This window comes from Pseudomonas syringae pv. coryli str. NCPPB 4273, assembly GCF_000972175.1.
In the GTDB taxonomy this organism is placed as follows: domain Bacteria; phylum Pseudomonadota; class Gammaproteobacteria; order Pseudomonadales; family Pseudomonadaceae; genus Aquipseudomonas; species Aquipseudomonas syringae.
On sequence record NZ_AWQP01000021.1, the window covers coordinates 38,989 to 55,942 of the forward strand.

General features: G+C 60.7%; 15 protein-coding genes. 10 read left to right on the forward strand and 5 right to left on the reverse strand.

The genetic code is table 11. The features are described from left to right. Positions 1-281 precede the first annotated feature (281 nt). Positions 282-761, forward strand: coding sequence for an Lrp/AsnC family transcriptional regulator (locus P406_RS10745; RefSeq protein ID WP_002555305.1), 480 nt, complete (start codon positions 282-284; stop codon positions 759-761). A 13-nt stretch (positions 762-774) separates the two neighbouring features. On the opposite strand, the gene P406_RS10750 is transcribed toward P406_RS10745, so the two are convergent. The 4 genes from P406_RS10750 to P406_RS10765 form a co-directional block, all read right to left on the reverse strand. Then, positions 775-1,407, reverse strand: a complete 633-nt coding sequence (locus P406_RS10750) for a pseudouridine synthase (protein WP_003419294.1) — start codon at positions 1,405-1,407, stop codon at positions 775-777. Positions 1,408-1,486: 79 nt separating this feature from the next. Beyond that, the gene (gene amn, locus P406_RS10755; RefSeq protein WP_003392026.1) at positions 1,487-2,950 is read right to left on the reverse strand and encodes an AMP nucleosidase; all 1,464 of its coding nucleotides are present in this window, start codon (positions 2,948-2,950) and stop codon (positions 1,487-1,489) included. A 52-nt stretch (positions 2,951-3,002) separates the two neighbouring features. Further along, the gene (locus tag P406_RS10760; protein ID WP_046236163.1) at positions 3,003-4,652 is read right to left on the reverse strand and encodes an acyl-CoA dehydrogenase family protein; all 1,650 of its coding nucleotides are present in this window, start codon (positions 4,650-4,652) and stop codon (positions 3,003-3,005) included. A gap of 120 nt (positions 4,653-4,772) precedes the next feature. Then, positions 4,773-6,767 carry a sensor histidine kinase gene (locus tag P406_RS10765; RefSeq protein WP_046236164.1) on the reverse strand — a complete coding sequence of 665 codons (1,995 nt, stop codon included), beginning with the start codon at positions 6,765-6,767 and terminating at the stop codon, positions 4,773-4,775. Between the two features lie 365 nt (positions 6,768-7,132). On the opposite strand from P406_RS10765, the gene P406_RS10770 reads away from it, so the two are divergent. From P406_RS10770 to P406_RS10785, 4 genes are all read left to right on the forward strand, one after another. Beyond that, entirely contained in the window at positions 7,133-7,930 is a 798-nt protein-coding gene (locus P406_RS10770; RefSeq protein WP_032703322.1) for a hydroxymethylpyrimidine/phosphomethylpyrimidine kinase, read from the forward strand. Between the two features lie 23 nt (positions 7,931-7,953). Next, complete coding sequence (gene thiE, locus P406_RS10775; RefSeq protein WP_046236165.1) at positions 7,954-8,571, forward strand: thiamine phosphate synthase; 618 nt, start codon at positions 7,954-7,956, stop codon at positions 8,569-8,571. Between the two features lie 283 nt (positions 8,572-8,854). After that, on the forward strand, positions 8,855-10,138 hold the full coding sequence (gene hemL / locus P406_RS10780; protein WP_046236166.1) for a glutamate-1-semialdehyde 2,1-aminomutase: 1,284 nt from the start codon (positions 8,855-8,857) through the stop codon (positions 10,136-10,138). Positions 10,139-10,434: 296 nt separating this feature from the next. Further along, on the forward strand, positions 10,435-10,983 hold the full coding sequence (locus P406_RS10785; protein ID WP_004411930.1) for a tetratricopeptide repeat protein: 549 nt from the start codon (positions 10,435-10,437) through the stop codon (positions 10,981-10,983). A 42-nt stretch (positions 10,984-11,025) separates the two neighbouring features. Here P406_RS10785 and P406_RS10790 read toward each other — a convergent pair whose 3' ends face one another. Then, positions 11,026-11,352 carry a DUF1820 family protein gene (locus P406_RS10790; RefSeq protein WP_003313868.1) on the reverse strand — a complete coding sequence of 109 codons (327 nt, stop codon included), beginning with the start codon at positions 11,350-11,352 and terminating at the stop codon, positions 11,026-11,028. Between the two features lie 139 nt (positions 11,353-11,491). Here P406_RS10790 and miaB point away from each other — a divergent pair, with 139 nt between their 5' ends. The 5 genes from miaB to lnt all read left to right on the forward strand — a co-directional run bounded on the left by miaB (position 11,492) and on the right by lnt (position 16,909). Then, a complete protein-coding gene (gene miaB / locus P406_RS10795) occupies positions 11,492-12,820 on the forward strand; it encodes a tRNA (N6-isopentenyl adenosine(37)-C2)-methylthiotransferase MiaB (RefSeq protein ID WP_046236167.1) in 1,329 nt (442 codons plus the stop codon). 176 nt (positions 12,821-12,996) lie between these two features. Continuing rightward, a complete protein-coding gene (locus P406_RS10800) occupies positions 12,997-14,019 on the forward strand; it encodes a PhoH family protein (RefSeq protein ID WP_003313870.1) in 1,023 nt (340 codons plus the stop codon). Continuing rightward, entirely contained in the window at positions 14,012-14,512 is a 501-nt protein-coding gene (gene ybeY / locus P406_RS10805) for an rRNA maturation RNase YbeY (protein ID WP_046236168.1), read from the forward strand. Before P406_RS10800 ends, ybeY begins: the two co-directional genes overlap by 8 nt. Before the next feature lie 5 nt (positions 14,513-14,517). Further along, positions 14,518-15,360, forward strand: a complete 843-nt coding sequence (locus P406_RS10810) for a CorC family transporter (RefSeq protein WP_003368790.1) — start codon at positions 14,518-14,520, stop codon at positions 15,358-15,360. Between the two features lie 28 nt (positions 15,361-15,388). After that, positions 15,389-16,909, forward strand: coding sequence for an apolipoprotein N-acyltransferase (lnt, locus tag P406_RS10815; protein WP_003419312.1), 1,521 nt, complete (start codon positions 15,389-15,391; stop codon positions 16,907-16,909). Positions 16,910-16,954: the final 45 nt, after the last annotated feature.

The following is a 16,954-nucleotide window of genomic DNA, read 5'->3' on the forward strand; positions in this document are numbered from 1 at the left end:
ACTTCGTCCTGGCGCAGCGCTTTTGACGCTGGCTCACCTCATGCCGTCTTCTGGACAGTATGTAGCCCGGGGGCCTGGCCCACCCTGTCGGGTGGGAGGCCGCGACTGGCCTGATTCGGCGGGTCGCGCTGGACGCTGTGTCCGGGCAGTGATTCTGTTTAAAAGAATAGGCCTGAGGCTAAGGCAGAAGATTGCTAATATTGCGGATTAAAACATTACTTGCGCAATTTTTGACTTCAGATGAATAATCCAGCGCAATTGAATTGATAATGGGGTGCATCGTGAGCAAGCTCGACAGATACGACCTGAGCATTTTGGCTGAATTGCAACGGGACGCGCGGATATCCAACCAGGAATTGGCCGAACGCATTGGTCTGTCACCGTCGCCCTGCTCGCGCCGGGTCAAGCAACTGGAAGACGACGGTTATATCGTGCGCCAGGTTGCCTTGCTGGACCGCAAGAAACTGGGTTTGAACCTGACCGCCTACGTGCTGATCGGTATGGACCGACACACACCCGAGCGCTTCGAGAACTTCGAGCAGCAGATCCGCAATCTGCCTCAGGTACTGGAATGCAGCCTGGTGACCGGCATGGACGCGGACTATCAACTGAAAGTGGTGGTGCCGGACATGGATCACTATCAGAAACTGCTGCTGGGCCATCTGACCCGCATCGAAGGCGTGACCAGCGTCAAATCGAGCTTTGTGCTCAATCAAGTGCTGGCCAGCACCGAAATGCCGCTGACTCACCTGCGTAACTGAGCGGGCACCTGCGTCACAGTTTTGCGGCGACTTCCCTGTACTGGCCCTGATCAAGGCCCTCAAGCGTCCAGTCGCCAATCCTGACCCGCACCAGGCGCAGGGTCGGCAAGCCGACTGCAGCAGTCATGCGCCGCACTTGCCGATTGCGCCCTTCCTTGATCACCAGCTCCAGCCAGCTTGTCGGCACGCTCTTGCGAAAGCGCACGGGCGGGTTACGCGGCCAGAGTTGCGGCTCCTCGAGCTGCCGCGCTTCGGCGGGCAAGGTCGGCCCGTCGTTGAGCTGGACACCGTCGCGCAACTGCTGCAACTGCTCATCGCTCGGCTCGCCTTCGACCTGTACCCAGTAGGTCTTGGCCAGCTTGTGCTTGGGATCGGCAATGCGCGCCTGCAACTGGCCGTCGTTGGTCAATAGCAGCAAACCTTCGCTGTCGCGATCCAGGCGCCCAGCCGGATAGATGCCGGGGATCTTGATGAAGTCCTTGAGCGTGGCCCGCCCCTCCTCATCGCTGAACTGGGTCAGTACATCGAAAGGCTTGTTGAACAGGATCAGCTTCGGCTCGGCCGGTGGCGCTTTGGCGACACGCCGGGCAGCACCTGCCGGTTTGGAGGCAGGACGGCGGGAATCGGGGCGTTGGGTGCGGGACATGAGAATTCGGCAATCGGAAAACAGAAAGGGCCACTTTAGTGGCCCTTGGTGCAAATACCAATCTATTAACGGCAAGCCATCAACGGAATGGCGGCTCGTCGAAGCTGCGCAGTTTGCGTGAGTGCAGCGAGTTCAGCTCGGTGCGCAGCAGGTCGAGCGCAGCAATACCGATCTTCAAATGCTGGCTGACAGCACGTTCATAGAACGCATTCGCCGAACCCGGCAGCTTGATTTCGCTGTGCAACGGTTTGTCGGATACGCACAGCAACGTGCCGTAAGGCACACGCAGGCGATAACCCTGAGCGGCGATGGTGCCACTTTCCATGTCGACCGCCACTGCGCGCGACAGGTTGATCAGCGGACGTTCCTGAGCCCAGCGCAGTTCCCAGTTACGGTCGTCATAGGTCAACACCGTGCCGGTGCGCAGGCGCTTCTTGAGCTCTTCACCGCGCTCGCCGGTAATCTGCGCAGCCGACTCCTGCAGGGCCAATTGCACTTCGGCCAGGGCCGGAATCGGGATATGCGGCGGCAGCACACGGTCGAGAATCCCGTCGCGACGCATGTAGGCGTGAGCCAGCACGTAGTCGCCAATGGTCTGCGACTGACGCAGGCCGCCGCAGTGACCGATCATCAGCCAGCAATGCGGACGCAGCACGGCGAGGTGATCGGTGATGTTCTTGGCGTTGGACGGGCCGACGCCGATGTTGACCAGCGTCACGCCGTGACCGTCTTCGGCGATCAGGTGGTAGGCCGGCATCTGATAGCGGTGCCAGACCACGCTGGCGACGATGGCCTGCGCTTCGTCCTGGCCCATGCTCTTGTCGACTACCACGTTACCCGGCAGGACCATGCGTACGAAACGCGGGTCTTCGCGGAGCTTTTCCAGGCCGTGCAGAATGAACTGATCGACATAGCGATGGTAGTTGGTCAGCAGAATCCACGGCTGCACATGGCGCCAGTCACTGCCGGTGTAATGCACCAGACGGCGCAGCGAGAAATCCACCCGCGCAGCGTCGAACAGCGCCAGTGGCAGCGGGTCGACGTTGGCCCAGTCGTAAAGACCATCGGCAATGCCATCGGTGGCAGCCGACAGGTCGGTACTCGGGAACACCCGTGCCAGCGCCGCAGCGGTGACGCCCGTGCCGGCCAGCTCATCGCCCTGCTCGACCACGTAAGGATAAGGAATGCTCTGCTCGCTCATGCCGACTTCGACCGTCACGGTGAAATCGTTCATCAGCGGGACAAGTTGTTCGAGCAGGTACTTTTTGAAGGCCTTGGGCTGCGTGACGGTGACGCTGTAAGTACCCGGCAGTTGCACCTTGGCGTAGGCGCGCGTGGTCACCGGCACTTCGCCTTGGCATTTGTAGACCAGGCGCAATTCCGGATAGCTGAATTGCGCGCGCTCTTCGGCGGTGGGTTCGACGCGGTCTTTCAGGTAGCGCTTGAGCGCCTGACTCAGCGCACTGGTGGCGCGTTCATGCAGCTCGGCGAGCCGTTCTACAGCCTGCTCGGCGGTGTCGACAACAACAAAGGCTTGGGTCACGATTCATGTCCTGTCTGATCTTGCAGACGTGCATCGTAACGGGTTCGCGTGCTCATGCCACCTGTGGCGAGGACCTTTGCAGCAATGTTTCTACGTCGACGCCCTTTGGCAATGCGCCATACACTCGCCCGCTGGACACCAGTCGACCGGCAATAAACCCGTCACTGACCGCAGCGTTACCCGCTTCCAGCAGCAACTTGCCCTGCAAGGCGATGGCGATGTCTTCGGTCAGTTGTCGGGCGCGGTACTGAATGTCGCCAGTGTCCTGAAACGCGGCCTTGAGCGTGCCGATGTGCGCCGCCAGATGCCGGTCACCATGCCCGTCGCCCAGTTCGTCGAACAGCGCATCGAGTGCGCCGGGCTCTTTGGACAGGGTTCGCAGCACATCCAGGCATTGCACGTTGCCGGAGCCTTCCCATGTCGAGTTGACCGGCGCTTCGCGGTACAAGCGGGGCAGAATGCTGTCCTCGACATAACCGGCGCCGCCCAGGCACTCGGCAGCTTCGTTGATCATGGCCGGGGCGCGCTTGCAGATCCAGTATTTGCCCACTGCCGTGACCAGGCGCACAAAACGCTTTTCGTAATCATCATCCAGGTGGTCAAGTGCGCGGCCCATACGCAGGGTCAGGGCCAGTGCGGCCTCGCTTTCAAGGGCAAGGTCAGCCAGCACGTTCTGCATCAACGGCTGCTCGGCGAGCAACCGACCACTGACCGCACGGTGCGCGCAATGATGCGTTGCCTGGGTCAGCGCCTGACGCATCAGGGCGCTGGAGCCGATCATGCAGTCGAAACGGGTCATGGCGACCATTTCGATGATGGTCGGCACGCCGCGCCCTTCCTCACCGATCATCCACGCCAGCGCGCCGCGAAACTCGACTTCGCTGGAGGCGTTGGACCAGTTGCCGAGCTTGTTTTTCAGCCGCTGAATGTAGAACTCGTTACGCGTGTCGTCCGGCCGGTGGCGCGGCAGCAGAAAACAACTGAGGCCCTTGTCGGTCTGCGCCAGGGTCAGGAAGGCATCGCACATGGGCGCCGAGCAGAACCATTTGTGCCCGACCAGTTCGTAGGCCTGGCCGGGGCCGCCCGCCCCCACCGGGAACGCACGCGTGGTATTGGCGCGCACGTCGGTGCCGCCCTGCTTCTCGGTCATGGCCATGCCGATGGTCGCGCCGTTCTTGTGCGCAATACCCACGTTGCGTGGATCGTACTCAGTCGACAGCACCTTGGGCAGCCAGATTTCAGCCAGGTCCGGTTGCAGCCTGAGCGCAGGCACGCTGGCGAAGGTCATGGTCAGCGGACAGCCGCTGCCGGGGTCTGCCTGGGTATGCAGATAACTCATGGCCGCGCGTGCGACATGCGCACCGGGCTGCGGATCGGTCCATGGCAACGACGGGATGCCATGCTCGATGGCCGTGCTCATCAACTGGTGATACGCCGGGTGGAATTCGACCAGGTCAATGCGGTGCCCGTAGCGGTCATGGCTGACAAATTCGGGCTTGTGCTGATTGGCCAGAAAACCCGCCGCCATCAGCGGGCCACCTGCCAGCGCACCATAGGCGTCGATACGCGGCTGCGCCCAGCCCGCCCCGAATCGGCGGCTCCATTCCTGAAGCGGCACGTCGATAAGGTAAAGGTTTGCCCCTTCGAGCGGCGGCGGTTGATTGGTGACTTCGTGGGTTTCGGCGAATTGATTCAGGTTCATGAGTCATCTCCTGCCTGCGTACACGCAACATGCACTCAGTGAACCACGCGCTCGGCCCTCGCAAAAGTGCCGTAGCCGCCTAACCCTCGGCGCTTTCAGCTGATGACGCTATAAGGCCGCTTATATCCCCCATTGAGCCTTGAGTTCAGGCGCCCTGCGCACTGCGCCCGGCACGACCATCAGCATCGGGACGCTCAGCGTGAAACAGCTGCCCTTGCCGGGCTCGGAACGATGACTCAATTCGCCGCCCTGCAGCTCGACCAGTTTCCGGCAGATCGCCAGGCCGATGCCCAGCCCGCCGTACTCACGGGTCATGGAGCCGTCGACCTGAAAGAAATGCTGATACAGCCGGGCTTCGTCCAGGCGGCTGAAGCCGATACCGCTGTCCATCACTTCGACCCGCAGGTACAGACGCTCCAGGTCCTGCGGATGACCACTGAAACGCACCTGCACTGCGCCCTTTCGGGTGAACTTGATGGCGTTGTCCACCAGACACTCGATGCACTGGTAGAGCTTGCTCGCGTCGCCGCGAAGGCTCGGCGGCAGTTTATCGTCCAGATCGAGCGTCAATATCAGGCCCTTGGCATGAGCCGCGCCGCTGAAGCGCTCCTCCAGCCTGTCGGCCAGATCCTTGGGCGCAAACGACTCGCAGTCAGCGAACAGCACACCGGCCTGCAACTCGGTGAGGGTCAGGATGCCGTTGATCATGCTCATCATGTCGCGCGCCGAACTGGCGGCGGTTTGCTGATACATCTCGACTTCGTCGTCCATGTCCAGCGTCTGCATGACCTCCAGCGACCCGATCACCCCGTTCATCGGCGTGCGCAGTTCATGGGTGAGCGTGGCCAGGAACTCGTCCTTCAGCCGGTTGCTGTTGGCCAGTTGCTGGTTGAGACGTTCAAGGTCCTGACCGGCAGCCAGCAAGGTTTGCGCCTGTTGCCGGCGGGCGTGGTTTATACGGTCGGCCAGCGCCATCGACAGGAAGGCCATCTCCAGCACCGTGCCGATGTGCGAGGCGTACATGGTCAGGAAGGTATTGGGCAGATAGCCGAGCAGCATCAAGCCGAAGATCAGTCCGCTGACCATGAACACCGACCAGGCGAGCACAAAATAGCGCCCGACCCGCTCGCCTTTGATGACCGCAACGATACCCGCCAGGTAGATCGTCACGGCGCCTGCCATGACCAGCTGAGCCGCGCCGCGCAGGGCCGGCCCGTAGCTGAGGAACAAGGCCATGCCCATGACCAGTACGGCAGCGCCGATGACCGCCAGCAGCAGCCGGTCCAGCCAGCGGCTCAATTGTGCCGTGCCCAGAAAGCTGCGCGAAAACTGGCAGGCGAATAACGTCGCCAGCGATATCAGGAAGGGGGTCGACGCATTCGCCCACCAAGGGCTGTCAGGCCACAGGTATTCGATGGCAACGCCATTGATCGACATCTGGTAAAGCCCGAACGAGGCGACGTACAGCAGGTAATACAGGTAATCCACCTCACGAACGCTGAGGTAGATGAACAGGTTGTAGACCAGCATGCCCAGCAGCACGCCGTAGATCAGACCGAAGACGTAAACCTTGGAGGGCTGCGCATCCAGATAGGCGTGGGTGGACCAGAGGTAGAGCGGTGCCTGAACAGCGCCTTCGCTGCGAATACGCATGTACAGGGTTCGCGGCTGGCCAGGCGGCAGGTCCAGCTGGAAGAGGTAGTTGTTCTGGGCGAACTGACGGCTGGAGAACGGCAGCATATCGCCGGTATGCCAGGCGCGAGTGGGCTGCCCGTCGGCATCCGGGCCGTAGAAGTCAATGTGGTCCATTGGCGGATAGGCCAGTTCCAGCAGCCAGTCGTTATGGATGCTGGCGTCTGTGGGGCGATAGGTCAGCTCGACTTTCAGCCAGAAGGCGGAACGCGAATACCCGGCGTTGAAGGTTCCGGCAGGCACGGGCTGAAAGGCACCGGCGTGAGAGGCGGCGCTGACGCTTTCGATGGTCGCCTCGCCGGTCGGGTCCTCGAATACCTGAATGGCACGGCCCAACGGCAGAAAACGAGTGTTTTCATCAAACTCGACTGCATGACTCTGCAACGGCAGCCAAAGAGCCAGAATGATCAACAGATAGCGCATTGAAGCCCCAAGGTAGGTCGTCGCGTTCAATCCATCCATTGATTACGACGTCCCGCAAATTTCTATCCTTGAAACAGGCTAATGATTCAAACACACCATTGAACGTGCACATGTACCGGCAGACATCAGTAAGCACCCGAACCGTCACTCGTCAGCCTTGCCACTCAAGCATAGCCGCTAATAGCTGAAAGACAGTATCGCGATCAAAATCAAGGCAATAGCTCTATATCGGTGACTGCAGAGCAAACATGAGTACTTTTTAAGGTTTTGTCGAGCCCGCCGTCGTCGCCGATTGACCTCGATCCGCAAGAAAAAACCGGCACCCCGAGCGGCCCGCGAAAGGTTTAGTGATAAGCTCGCGCACCATGAATATCTATAGCTCCCGCCCCGTAGTCCTTTGCCTGTCCGGCCACGACCCTAGTGGCGGTGCCGGTATGCAGGCCGATATAGAAGCCCTGCTCGCCCAAGGCTGCCATGCCGCTCCGGTGATTACCGCGCTCACCGTGCAAGACACGGTGAACGTCAGTGATTTCCGCGTGCTGGATCGCGACTGGGTGATGGCGCAAGCCAATGCAGTCCTCAATGATTCGAGCGTAGCAGCCGTCAAGCTGGGCATGCTGGGCTCACTGGAAATGGTCGATACGGTCGTCGATCTGCTTCTGGCTCACCCGCACTTGCCCATGGTCTGTGATCCGGTGTTACGCGCTGGCGGCGGCGGCAGACTGGGCAAGGACGAGGTCGGCTACGCCATGCGCGAGCGCCTGTTACCGCTGTCGACCATCGCCACGCCGAACCTTCCGGAGGCCCGCATTCTTGCCGAGTTGCCCGAAGGCACTGCGGATGAGTGCGCTGACAAACTACTGCCGTTTTGTGAATATCTGTTGATCACTGGCGGTCATGGTGATGAACAGCAAATCCATAACCGCCTGTACCTGCGCGGCGGCCAGACCCACACCTTCGTCTGCGAACGTCTGCCCGGCAGTTACCACGGCTCTGGTTGTACCCTGGCCAGCGCACTGGCCGGGCGCATCGCTCAGGGACAGGAACTGGTCAGCGCGGTGAAGTCGGCACTCGACTACACCTGGCGAACCCTGAGGGATGCCGAACAGTTAGGCCGCGGGCAATTCGTGCCACGTCGGCTGCCGCTGGATTTTTGCTCGTAACACATCGCCATGAGGGTCGATTCATGAAACTGCGTGGCCTGTATGCCATTACCGACAGCCAGTTGCTGTCCGGAAAATTCCTGTCGTACGTCGAAGCTGCGCTGGACGGCGGCGTGACGCTGCTGCAATACCGCGACAAGAACAGTGACGAGTCCCGCCGTCTGCGCGAAGCGACCGAACTGCTCAAGCTCTGCGAACGCTACAAGACCCGGCTGATCATCAACGATGACGCTGAGCTGGCTGCGCGGCTGGGGGTTGGTGTGCACCTGGGGCAATCCGACGGCTCGCTGCCCGATGCCCGCGCCCTGCTGGGGCACAAGGCGATTGTCGGGGCTACTTGTCATGGCCGCGTGGAATTGGCCGAGCAAGCCAAGGCTGACGGCGCGACGTATGTGGCATTTGGCAGGTTCTTCAACTCCCAGACCAAGCCCGGCGCCCCCGCCGTGCCGCTGGACCTGATCGCTCAGGTACGTGCCCGGGTCCACCTGCCGATCGCGGTGATTGGCGGCATTACCCTGGAGAACGCGTCGCAACTGGTCGAGCACGGCGCCGACCTGCTCGCCGTGGTGCACGGTTTGTTCGGCGCTGAAAATACTCAGGAAGTGACGCGCCGGGCACGTGCATTCACGGCGCTGCTGTAGAGCGCAATCAATGTGGGCGCGAAGCCGGGCGACGCTTCGCTTGCTCGCGAAGGCGATGGTTTAGACCCGCTATTTTCGGGGCCTGCATTGCCCCCTTCGCGAGCAAGCTCGCTCCCACAAGTACGTGGATCCTCATTCGCAGCCGCGCTTCATTTGATATAGTGCGCGTTCCTGCGCCTTCTCTGGCTCATGCCACCCAATAAAGCAGCCCACCCTGAAGCTGCCCGCCTCGGCTGACTCCAGCGTAGACACGAATTCCCCGTTTCAAAGCAGAGACCCGATCATGTCCCGTTCCGAAACACTGTTCGCCAACGCCCAAAAACACATCCCCGGTGGCGTCAATTCGCCGGTTCGCGCCTTCAAGAGCGTGGGTGGCACGCCGCTGTTCTTCAAGCACGCTGCGGGCGCCTACGTGACTGACGAAGACGACAAGCGTTATGTGGATTACGTCGGCTCCTGGGGCCCGATGATTCTTGGCCATAGCCACCCCGACGTGCTCGACGCCGTGCGCAGCCAGCTGGAACACGGCTTGTCCTACGGCGCACCGACGGCCATGGAAACCGAAATGGCCGACCTGGTCTGCGAACTGGTGCCGTCCATGGAAATGGTCCGCATGGTCAGCTCGGGCACTGAAGCGACCATGAGCGCGATCCGGCTGGCCCGTGGCTTTACCGGCCGCGACAGCATCCTCAAGTTCGAAGGCTGCTACCACGGTCACTCCGACAGCCTGCTGGTCAAGGCCGGCTCCGGCGCGCTGACCCTGGGCGTGCCCAGCTCGCCCGGCGTACCTGCAGCTTTCGCCAAACACACCCTGACCGTGCCCTTCAACAACCTCGACGCCGTGCGTGACCTGCTGGCCGAAGTGGGTCAGGAAGTAGCGTGCATCATCGTTGAACCCGTAGCTGGCAACATGAACTGTGTGCCGCCCGCGCCTGGCTACCTGCAAGGCCTGCGCGACCTGTGCGACGAGCACGGCGTGGTGCTGATTTTCGATGAAGTGATGACCGGTTTTCGCGTAGCCCTCGGCGGCGCACAGGCTTATTACGGCGTGACGCCCGACCTGAGCACCTTCGGCAAGATCATCGGTGGCGGTATGCCGGTCGGCTGTTTTGGCGGCAAACGCGAAATCATGTCGCACATCGCACCGCTCGGCCCGGTCTATCAGGCTGGCACCCTGTCAGGCAACCCGCTGGCGATGGCGGCCGGCCTGACCACCCTGCGCCTGATCAGCCGTCCCGGCTTTCACAACGAACTGAGCGACTACACCCGTCGCCTGCTCGAAGGTCTGCAACAGCGCGCCGATGCAGCCGGTATCCCGTTCGTGACGACTCAGGCCGGCGGCATGTTCGGCTTGTACTTCAGCGAAGCCGAAGAAATCGTCACCTTCGAAGACGTGATGACCAGTGACTCCGAGCGCTTCAAGCGTTTCTTTCACCTGATGCTGGACGGCGGTGTGTACCTGGCGCCTAGCGCCTTCGAAGCGGGTTTCACCTCTATCGCCCATGGCGATGCCGAGCTGAAACTGACCCTGGATGCCGCAGAAAAGGCATTCGCTGCGTTGAAATAAGCTCGTCAGGCATCACTCGCGCAGGGTGTCAGTGAACCGGCGCGAGTGATGACTGCGAATGAAACTGAACGTTAAGTATGCATTTTGCTTCTACAATGCAATGCGAACGCTGCACAGACACGCTGACGACCATCCTCTTTCAGGTAATCCGCCCGTAAAAAAGGCTGTTTTCAGGCCGTGCAGCAGAAAATCCGTAAAGACTTTGTAAGGTTGGCTCTGCTTATTTCATAATGCGCAGCCAGCACGTTTAGCTGGTCGGGCATGCCCGCACCTTTTTCAGAGGTAAGTCGACTCCCATGAACCGCACCGGCCGCACCCTTGTATTGGGCTGCCTGTTGCTTGTCTATCCCCTGCTGGCAAGTGCCGGCGGCAACTCGTTGTTAGTACCGGCGATGGGTCGTTGCACCCTCAATACCCAGCCAGAGAACCTGCCTGCAGCGCTTGAAGCCTGCCAGCAGGCCGCCAAGGGTGGGGACGCGCAGGCACAGTACGAGTTGGGTGAGTTCTATTACGAGGGCAAAAATGCACCTCGCGATTTGCCGCAGGCGCTGAATTATTTCGAGCAGGCTTCACTGCAGGGCCATGCCCAGGCGCAGTATCAACTGGGCTTGATGTTCAGCCGTGGCGAAGGTGTGCAGGCCAACAACATTCAGGCGTACATCGTGCTGAAGATGGCCGCGGTCAACGGTTCGGAAGAGGCGCTGGACGCTGCCGACGAAGTGTCGGCGAAGATGCCGCGTGACGAACTCGAGGTGGCCACTCAGGTACTCGGCCAGATTTTCCGCAAATACCTGCTTGAACTGCAGACCGCCGAAGGGCGCAGTCCTTTCTCTCCGTTGCCCTGATCAGGAATCTTTCAGGGCAATCGCGATTCACACCTGCAACGCTTACTTTTCCGGCATCGGCATGGGGAACGGCATCACATTGCTGGTGCCGCGCGCTTCGCTGATTTTCGGTGTGCCCATACGCTCGACTTCATCGATGCGCACAATCGAATGCATCGGCACGAAACTGCGCACCACGCCTTCGAACTGGGCCTTGAGCTTCTCTTCGCTGGGGTCCACCACAACGGTCGTGCGCTCGCCGAAGACGAATTCTTCAACTTCCAGAAAGCCCCACAGATCACTTTGGTAGATCTGCTTGGCGTACATCTCGAACACCTGTCCCTGGTTGAGAAAAATCACCTTGTAGATTGGAGCTTCGCGTTTGGTCATAACGGGCGGGTAACGATCAGAGATGAAAAAGGGGCACGGACTATAGCATGTCCGTCCGCCTCGTCGGACAGCCGACGCTAGGAACCCGAGCCCTTCATCCTTATAATGCGCGGTTCACTGACACGGTTGATCATCACGCATGGCCAAAAAGCTTTATATCGAAACCCACGGTTGCCAGATGAACGAGTACGACAGCTCGCGCATGGTCGACCTGCTGGGCGAACATCAGGCCCTGGAAGTCACCGCTCGCGCGGAAGACGCCGACGTGATCCTGCTCAATACCTGCTCGATTCGTGAGCGCGCCCAGGACCGGGTGTACTCCCAGTTGGGCCGCTGGCGTGAGCTGAAGCTGGCCAATCCGGAAATGGTCATCGCTGTCGGCGGCTGCGTGGCCAGCCAGGAAGGCGCAGCCATTCGTGATCGCGCACCCTACGTGGACGTGGTGTTCGGCCCACAGACCCTGCACCGCCTGCCGGAAATGATCGACGCCGCACGCGTGACCCGCTTGCCGCAGGTCGACGTCTCGTTCCCGGAAATCGAAAAATTCGACCACTTGCCCGAGCCGCGCGTCGATGGCCCGAGCGCTTACGTGTCGGTGATGGAAGGCTGCAGCAAATACTGCACGTTCTGCGTGGTGCCCTACACCCGCGGCGAAGAAGTCAGTCGTCCATTCGACGATGTGCTGAGCGAAGTGATCCACCTGGCCGAAAACGGCGTGCGTGAAGTCACCCTGCTGGGGCAGAACGTCAACGGTTATCGCGGCACCACCCACGACGGCCGCGTTGCTGACCTGGCGGACCTGATCCGCGTAGTCGCCGCCGTCGATGGCATCGACCGCATTCGCTATACCACCTCGCACCCGCTGGAGTTTTCCGACAGCCTGATCCAGGCCCACGCGGAAGTGCCGGAACTGGTCAAACACCTGCATTTGCCCGTGCAATCGGGTTCCGACCGCATTCTGGCGGCGATGAAGCGCAACCACACCACGCTGGAATACAAGTCCCGCTTGCGCAAGCTCAGGGCCGCGGTGCCGGGCATCAGTATCAGTTCCGACTTCATCGTCGGCTTCCCCGGCGAAACCGAAAAGGATTTCGATAACACCATGAAGCTGATCGAGGACGTGGGTTTCGACTTCTCGTTCTCGTTCGTTTACAGCCCACGCCCGGGCACACCCGCCGCGGACCTCAAGGACGACACGCCGGAAGCGCTGAAGAAAGAGCGACTGGCCGCGCTGCAACATCGCCTGAACCAGCAGGGTTTCGAGATCAGCCGGCAGATGGTGGGCAGCACCCAGCGCATTCTGGTGACCGACTACTCGAAGAAAGACCCAGGCGAACTCCAGGGGCGCACCGAGAATAACCGGATCGTCAATTTTCGCTGCGACAACCCCAAATTGATCGGGCAGTTTGCCGATGTACACATCGATGATGCGCAGCCTCACTCGTTGCGCGGCTCGCTGCTACAGTAAAGCTTGAGTGTCGCCGCAGAAACGAATCGCCGAATGAATTCGTTTCTGCGCGGTCCCTACCATTGAGCACGGTGAATCCCTGGCGCAGCCTTTAACAAGGCAAAGCTTTCGCACAACCAGCGCTAGGGGTATTCTTCAATACATCTCAATTGCCGCCGGACGGCCATTAAACGACCTTGAACGCACCCATAGAACCTCATCGTTTCACCCTCGAGCCTTTCGAGGCCCATCGTTTCGCCAACTTGTGCGGGCAACTCGACGAGCACTTGCGCCTGATCGAGCAACGCCTGGACATCGAGATCCGCAATCGCGGCAATCAATTCGAGCTCATTGGCGACCCCAAACAAAATCATTCCGCCGAGAACCTGCTGCGCCGGCTGTACCGGGAAACCAAAGGTACCGAGCTGACGCCGGACATGGTTCACCTGTTCCTCCAGGAATCGGGGGTGGACGGCCTCGACAATCACCCTGCCGCCGAAGTCGGCGTCTCGCTGCGCACCAAAAAGGGCATGATTCGCCCGCGCGGCCTGAACCAGCAGCGTTACGTCAAGGAAGTCCTCAGCAACGACATCAACTTCGGCATCGGCCCTGCGGGTACCGGCAAGACCTACCTGGCGGTGGCCTGCGCGGTGGATGCACTGGAGCGCGAGCAGATCCGACGCATCCTGCTGGTGCGCCCGGCGGTCGAGGCTGGCGAGAAGCTGGGCTTCCTGCCCGGCGATCTGGCGCAGAAGATCGACCCGTACCTGCGCCCGCTGTATGACGCGCTGTACGAGATGCTCGGTTTCGAATACGTCGCCAAGCTGATCGAGAAGCAGGTCATTGAAGTGGCACCGCTGGCTTACATGCGCGGACGCACCCTTAATAACAGCTTCATCATTCTCGACGAAAGTCAGAACACCACCGTCGAGCAGATGAAGATGTTCCTGACCCGTATCGGCTTCGGCTCCACGGCCGTGATCACCGGCGATATCACCCAGGTCGACCTGCCCAAGGGCACTCGCTCCGGGCTGACGCACGTCATCGATGTGCTCAAGGACGTGCCGGGCATCAGCTTCACGCATTTCAAACCCAAGGATGTGGTTCGCCACCCACTGGTGCAGCGCATCGTCGAAGCCTACGAGCGTTTCGACGACCGCCTCAGCGATGGTCCGTCGGGCAACAACAGTTACCCACGGGACAAACACCGCGATGCTTGAGCTGGACCTGCAGATTGCAAGCGAGACAAGCGCCCCTGACGAAGCCCGATTCCGCCTCTGGTGTGAAATGGGCTTGCGTCAGCGCAGTGCCGACTCCGAGCTGACCATCCGCCTGGTTGACGAAACCGAAGGCCGTGAGCTCAATAACACCTGGCGACACAAAAATTACGCAACAAACGTGCTTTCATTTCCGGCGGACGTTCCAGACGACATGCTGGACATCCCGTTGCTGGGCGATCTGGTCATCTGTGTTCCGGTTGTCAACCGTGAAGCCGTTGAACAGGGCAAGTCCGTCGACGCGCACTGGGCGCACATGGTCATTCATGGCTGCCTTCATCTGTTGGGTTACGACCACATCGACGATGAAGAAGCCGAAGAAATGGAAGCACTGGAACGAACGTTGCTTAAGGAGCTGGGCTATCCCGATCCTTACGCCGACGACGAAAGTGCCGACCTCCCCCATTCAGACACACCAAGCAAGGACCACGAGTAAGGGCTATGAGCGAAGACCGATCGAGCAACGGGCAAAAGTCATGGTTGGGTAAACTGACCCAGGCCTTTGTCCATGAGCCGAAAAACCGCCAGGAGCTGCTTGAGCTGCTGCGCGAAGCCCACCAGAACAAACTGCTGGACAGCGAAGCGCTGGCCATCGTCGAGGGCGCCATTCAAGTGGCTGACCTGCAAGTGCGCGACATCATGGTGCCGCGCTCGCAGATGATCAGCATCAAGGCGACCCAGACACCCCGTGAATTCCTGCCGGCGGTCATCGATGCTGCGCACTCGCGCTATCCGGTGATCGGCGAGAGCCACGATGACGTGCTCGGTGTGCTGCTGGCCAAGGATCTGCTGCCGCTGATTCTCAAGGCCGACGGCGACAGCGATGACGTCAAGAAGCTGCTGCGTCCGGCCACCTTCGTGCCCGAATCCAAGCGTCTCAACGTGCTGCTGCGCGAATTTCGCGCCAACCACAACCACATGGCCATCGTCATTGACGAATACGGCGGCGTGGCAGGCCTGGTGACCATCGAAGACGTGCTGGAACAGATCGTCGGCGATATCGAAGACGAGCATGACGTCGAGGAAGACAGCTACATCAAACCGCTGCCCAGCGGCGACTTCCTGGTCAAGGCCCTTACGCCGGTCGAGAATTTCAACGAGTTCTTCGACAGCACGTTCTCGGACGACGAGTTCGACACCGTGGGCGGTCTGGTGATGAATGCCTTTGGCCATCTGCCCAAGCGCAACGAAATCACTGAAATCGGTGCCTATCGTTTCCGCATCCTGAGCGCTGACAGCCGTCGCATTCATTTGCTGCGCGTGACGCCCATTTCACGTCCGTAAACACCTGATGCTGCTTTAAGGAATCTACATGCGCTGGATAACCCGCCCCGGCTGGCCCGGTAACCTGCTGGCCCTGGCGGCTGGCGGGCTCACGACCCTGGCCCTGGCGCCCTTTGACCTCTGGCCTCTGGTGCTGGTAGCAGTGGCGATGTTCTATCTGGGCTTGCGCGACCTGAACCCGCGCCAGGCACTGGCCCGTGGCTGGTGCTATGGCTTCGGTCTGTACGGCGCCGGCACCAGCTGGATCTACGTCAGCATCCACACCTACGGCGGCGCTTCCGTACTATTGGCCGGGCTGTTGATGCTGTTGTTCATCGCCGCCATTGCCCTGTTCTTCGCCCTGCCCGCCTGGGTCTGGGCGCGCTGGCTGCGTCGCAATGAGGCACCGCTGGCCGATGCGCTGGCCTTCGCAGCCCTGTGGCTGTGGCAGGAAGCGTTTCGCGGCTGGTTTCTCACCGGCTTCCCGTGGCTCTATTCCGGCTACAGTCAGCTCGACGGCCCACTGGCCGGGCTCGCCCCCGTCGGCGGCGTATGGCTGATTTCGTTCTCGCTGGCGCTGACTGCTGCACTGTTGTGCAACCTGCACCGCCTGCGTGCACGCAAATCGTTTCTGGCCATGGGCGTTGTGCTGTTGCTGGCTCCGTGGGTCATAGGCCTGGCCCTCAAGGGGCACGCCTGGACATCGCCGTCCGGCGCGCCACTGAAAGTCGCGGCGATGCAGGGCAACGTCGAACAAAGCATGAAGTGGGACCCGCAAAAGCTCAACGATCAGTTGGCGCTGTACCGCGACATGACCTTCCGCTCGCAGCAGGCAGACCTGATCGTCTGGCCGGAAACCGCCGTGCCGGTGCTCAAGGAAAGCGCAGAAGGCTATCTGTCGATGATGGGTAAGTTCGCTTCAGACCGCGGCGCGGCGCTGATCACCGGCGTACCGGTGCGTGAACCGACCGGGCGCGGTGAGTATCGTTATTACAACGGCATCACGGTCACAGGTCAGGGTGACGGCACCTACTACAAGCAGAAGCTGGTGCCGTTCGGTGAGTACGTGCCGCTGCAGGACCTGCTGCGGGGGCTGATTTCCTTCTTCGACCTGCCAATGTCGGACTTCGCGCGCGGGCCGAACGATCAGGCGTTATTGCAGGCCAAGGGTTATCACATCGCGCCGTTCATCTGCTACGAAGTGGTCTATCCAGAGTTCGCCGCAGGCCTGTCGGCACAAAGCGACCTGCTGCTGACGGTCAGCAACGACACCTGGTTCGGCACCTCGATCGGCCCTCTGCAACACTTGCAGATGGCCCAGATGCGCGCGCTTGAAGCGGGTCGCTGGATGATCCGGGCAACCAACAACGGCGTGACCGCGCTGATCGACCCGTTCGGCAAGATCACCGAGCAGATTCCGCAGTTCGAACGCGGCGTGCTATACGGCGAAGTGGTGCCCATGCATGAACTCACGCCGTATCTGCACTGGCGCTCGTGGCCGCTGGCGATTGTCTGCCTGCTGCTGTTTGGCTGGGCGTTGATGGCGGCACGAATTTCCAAGACCGTCTGACTGCACGAAGCCGGTTTCATCTGCCTGCAGGTGAAATCGGCTTCA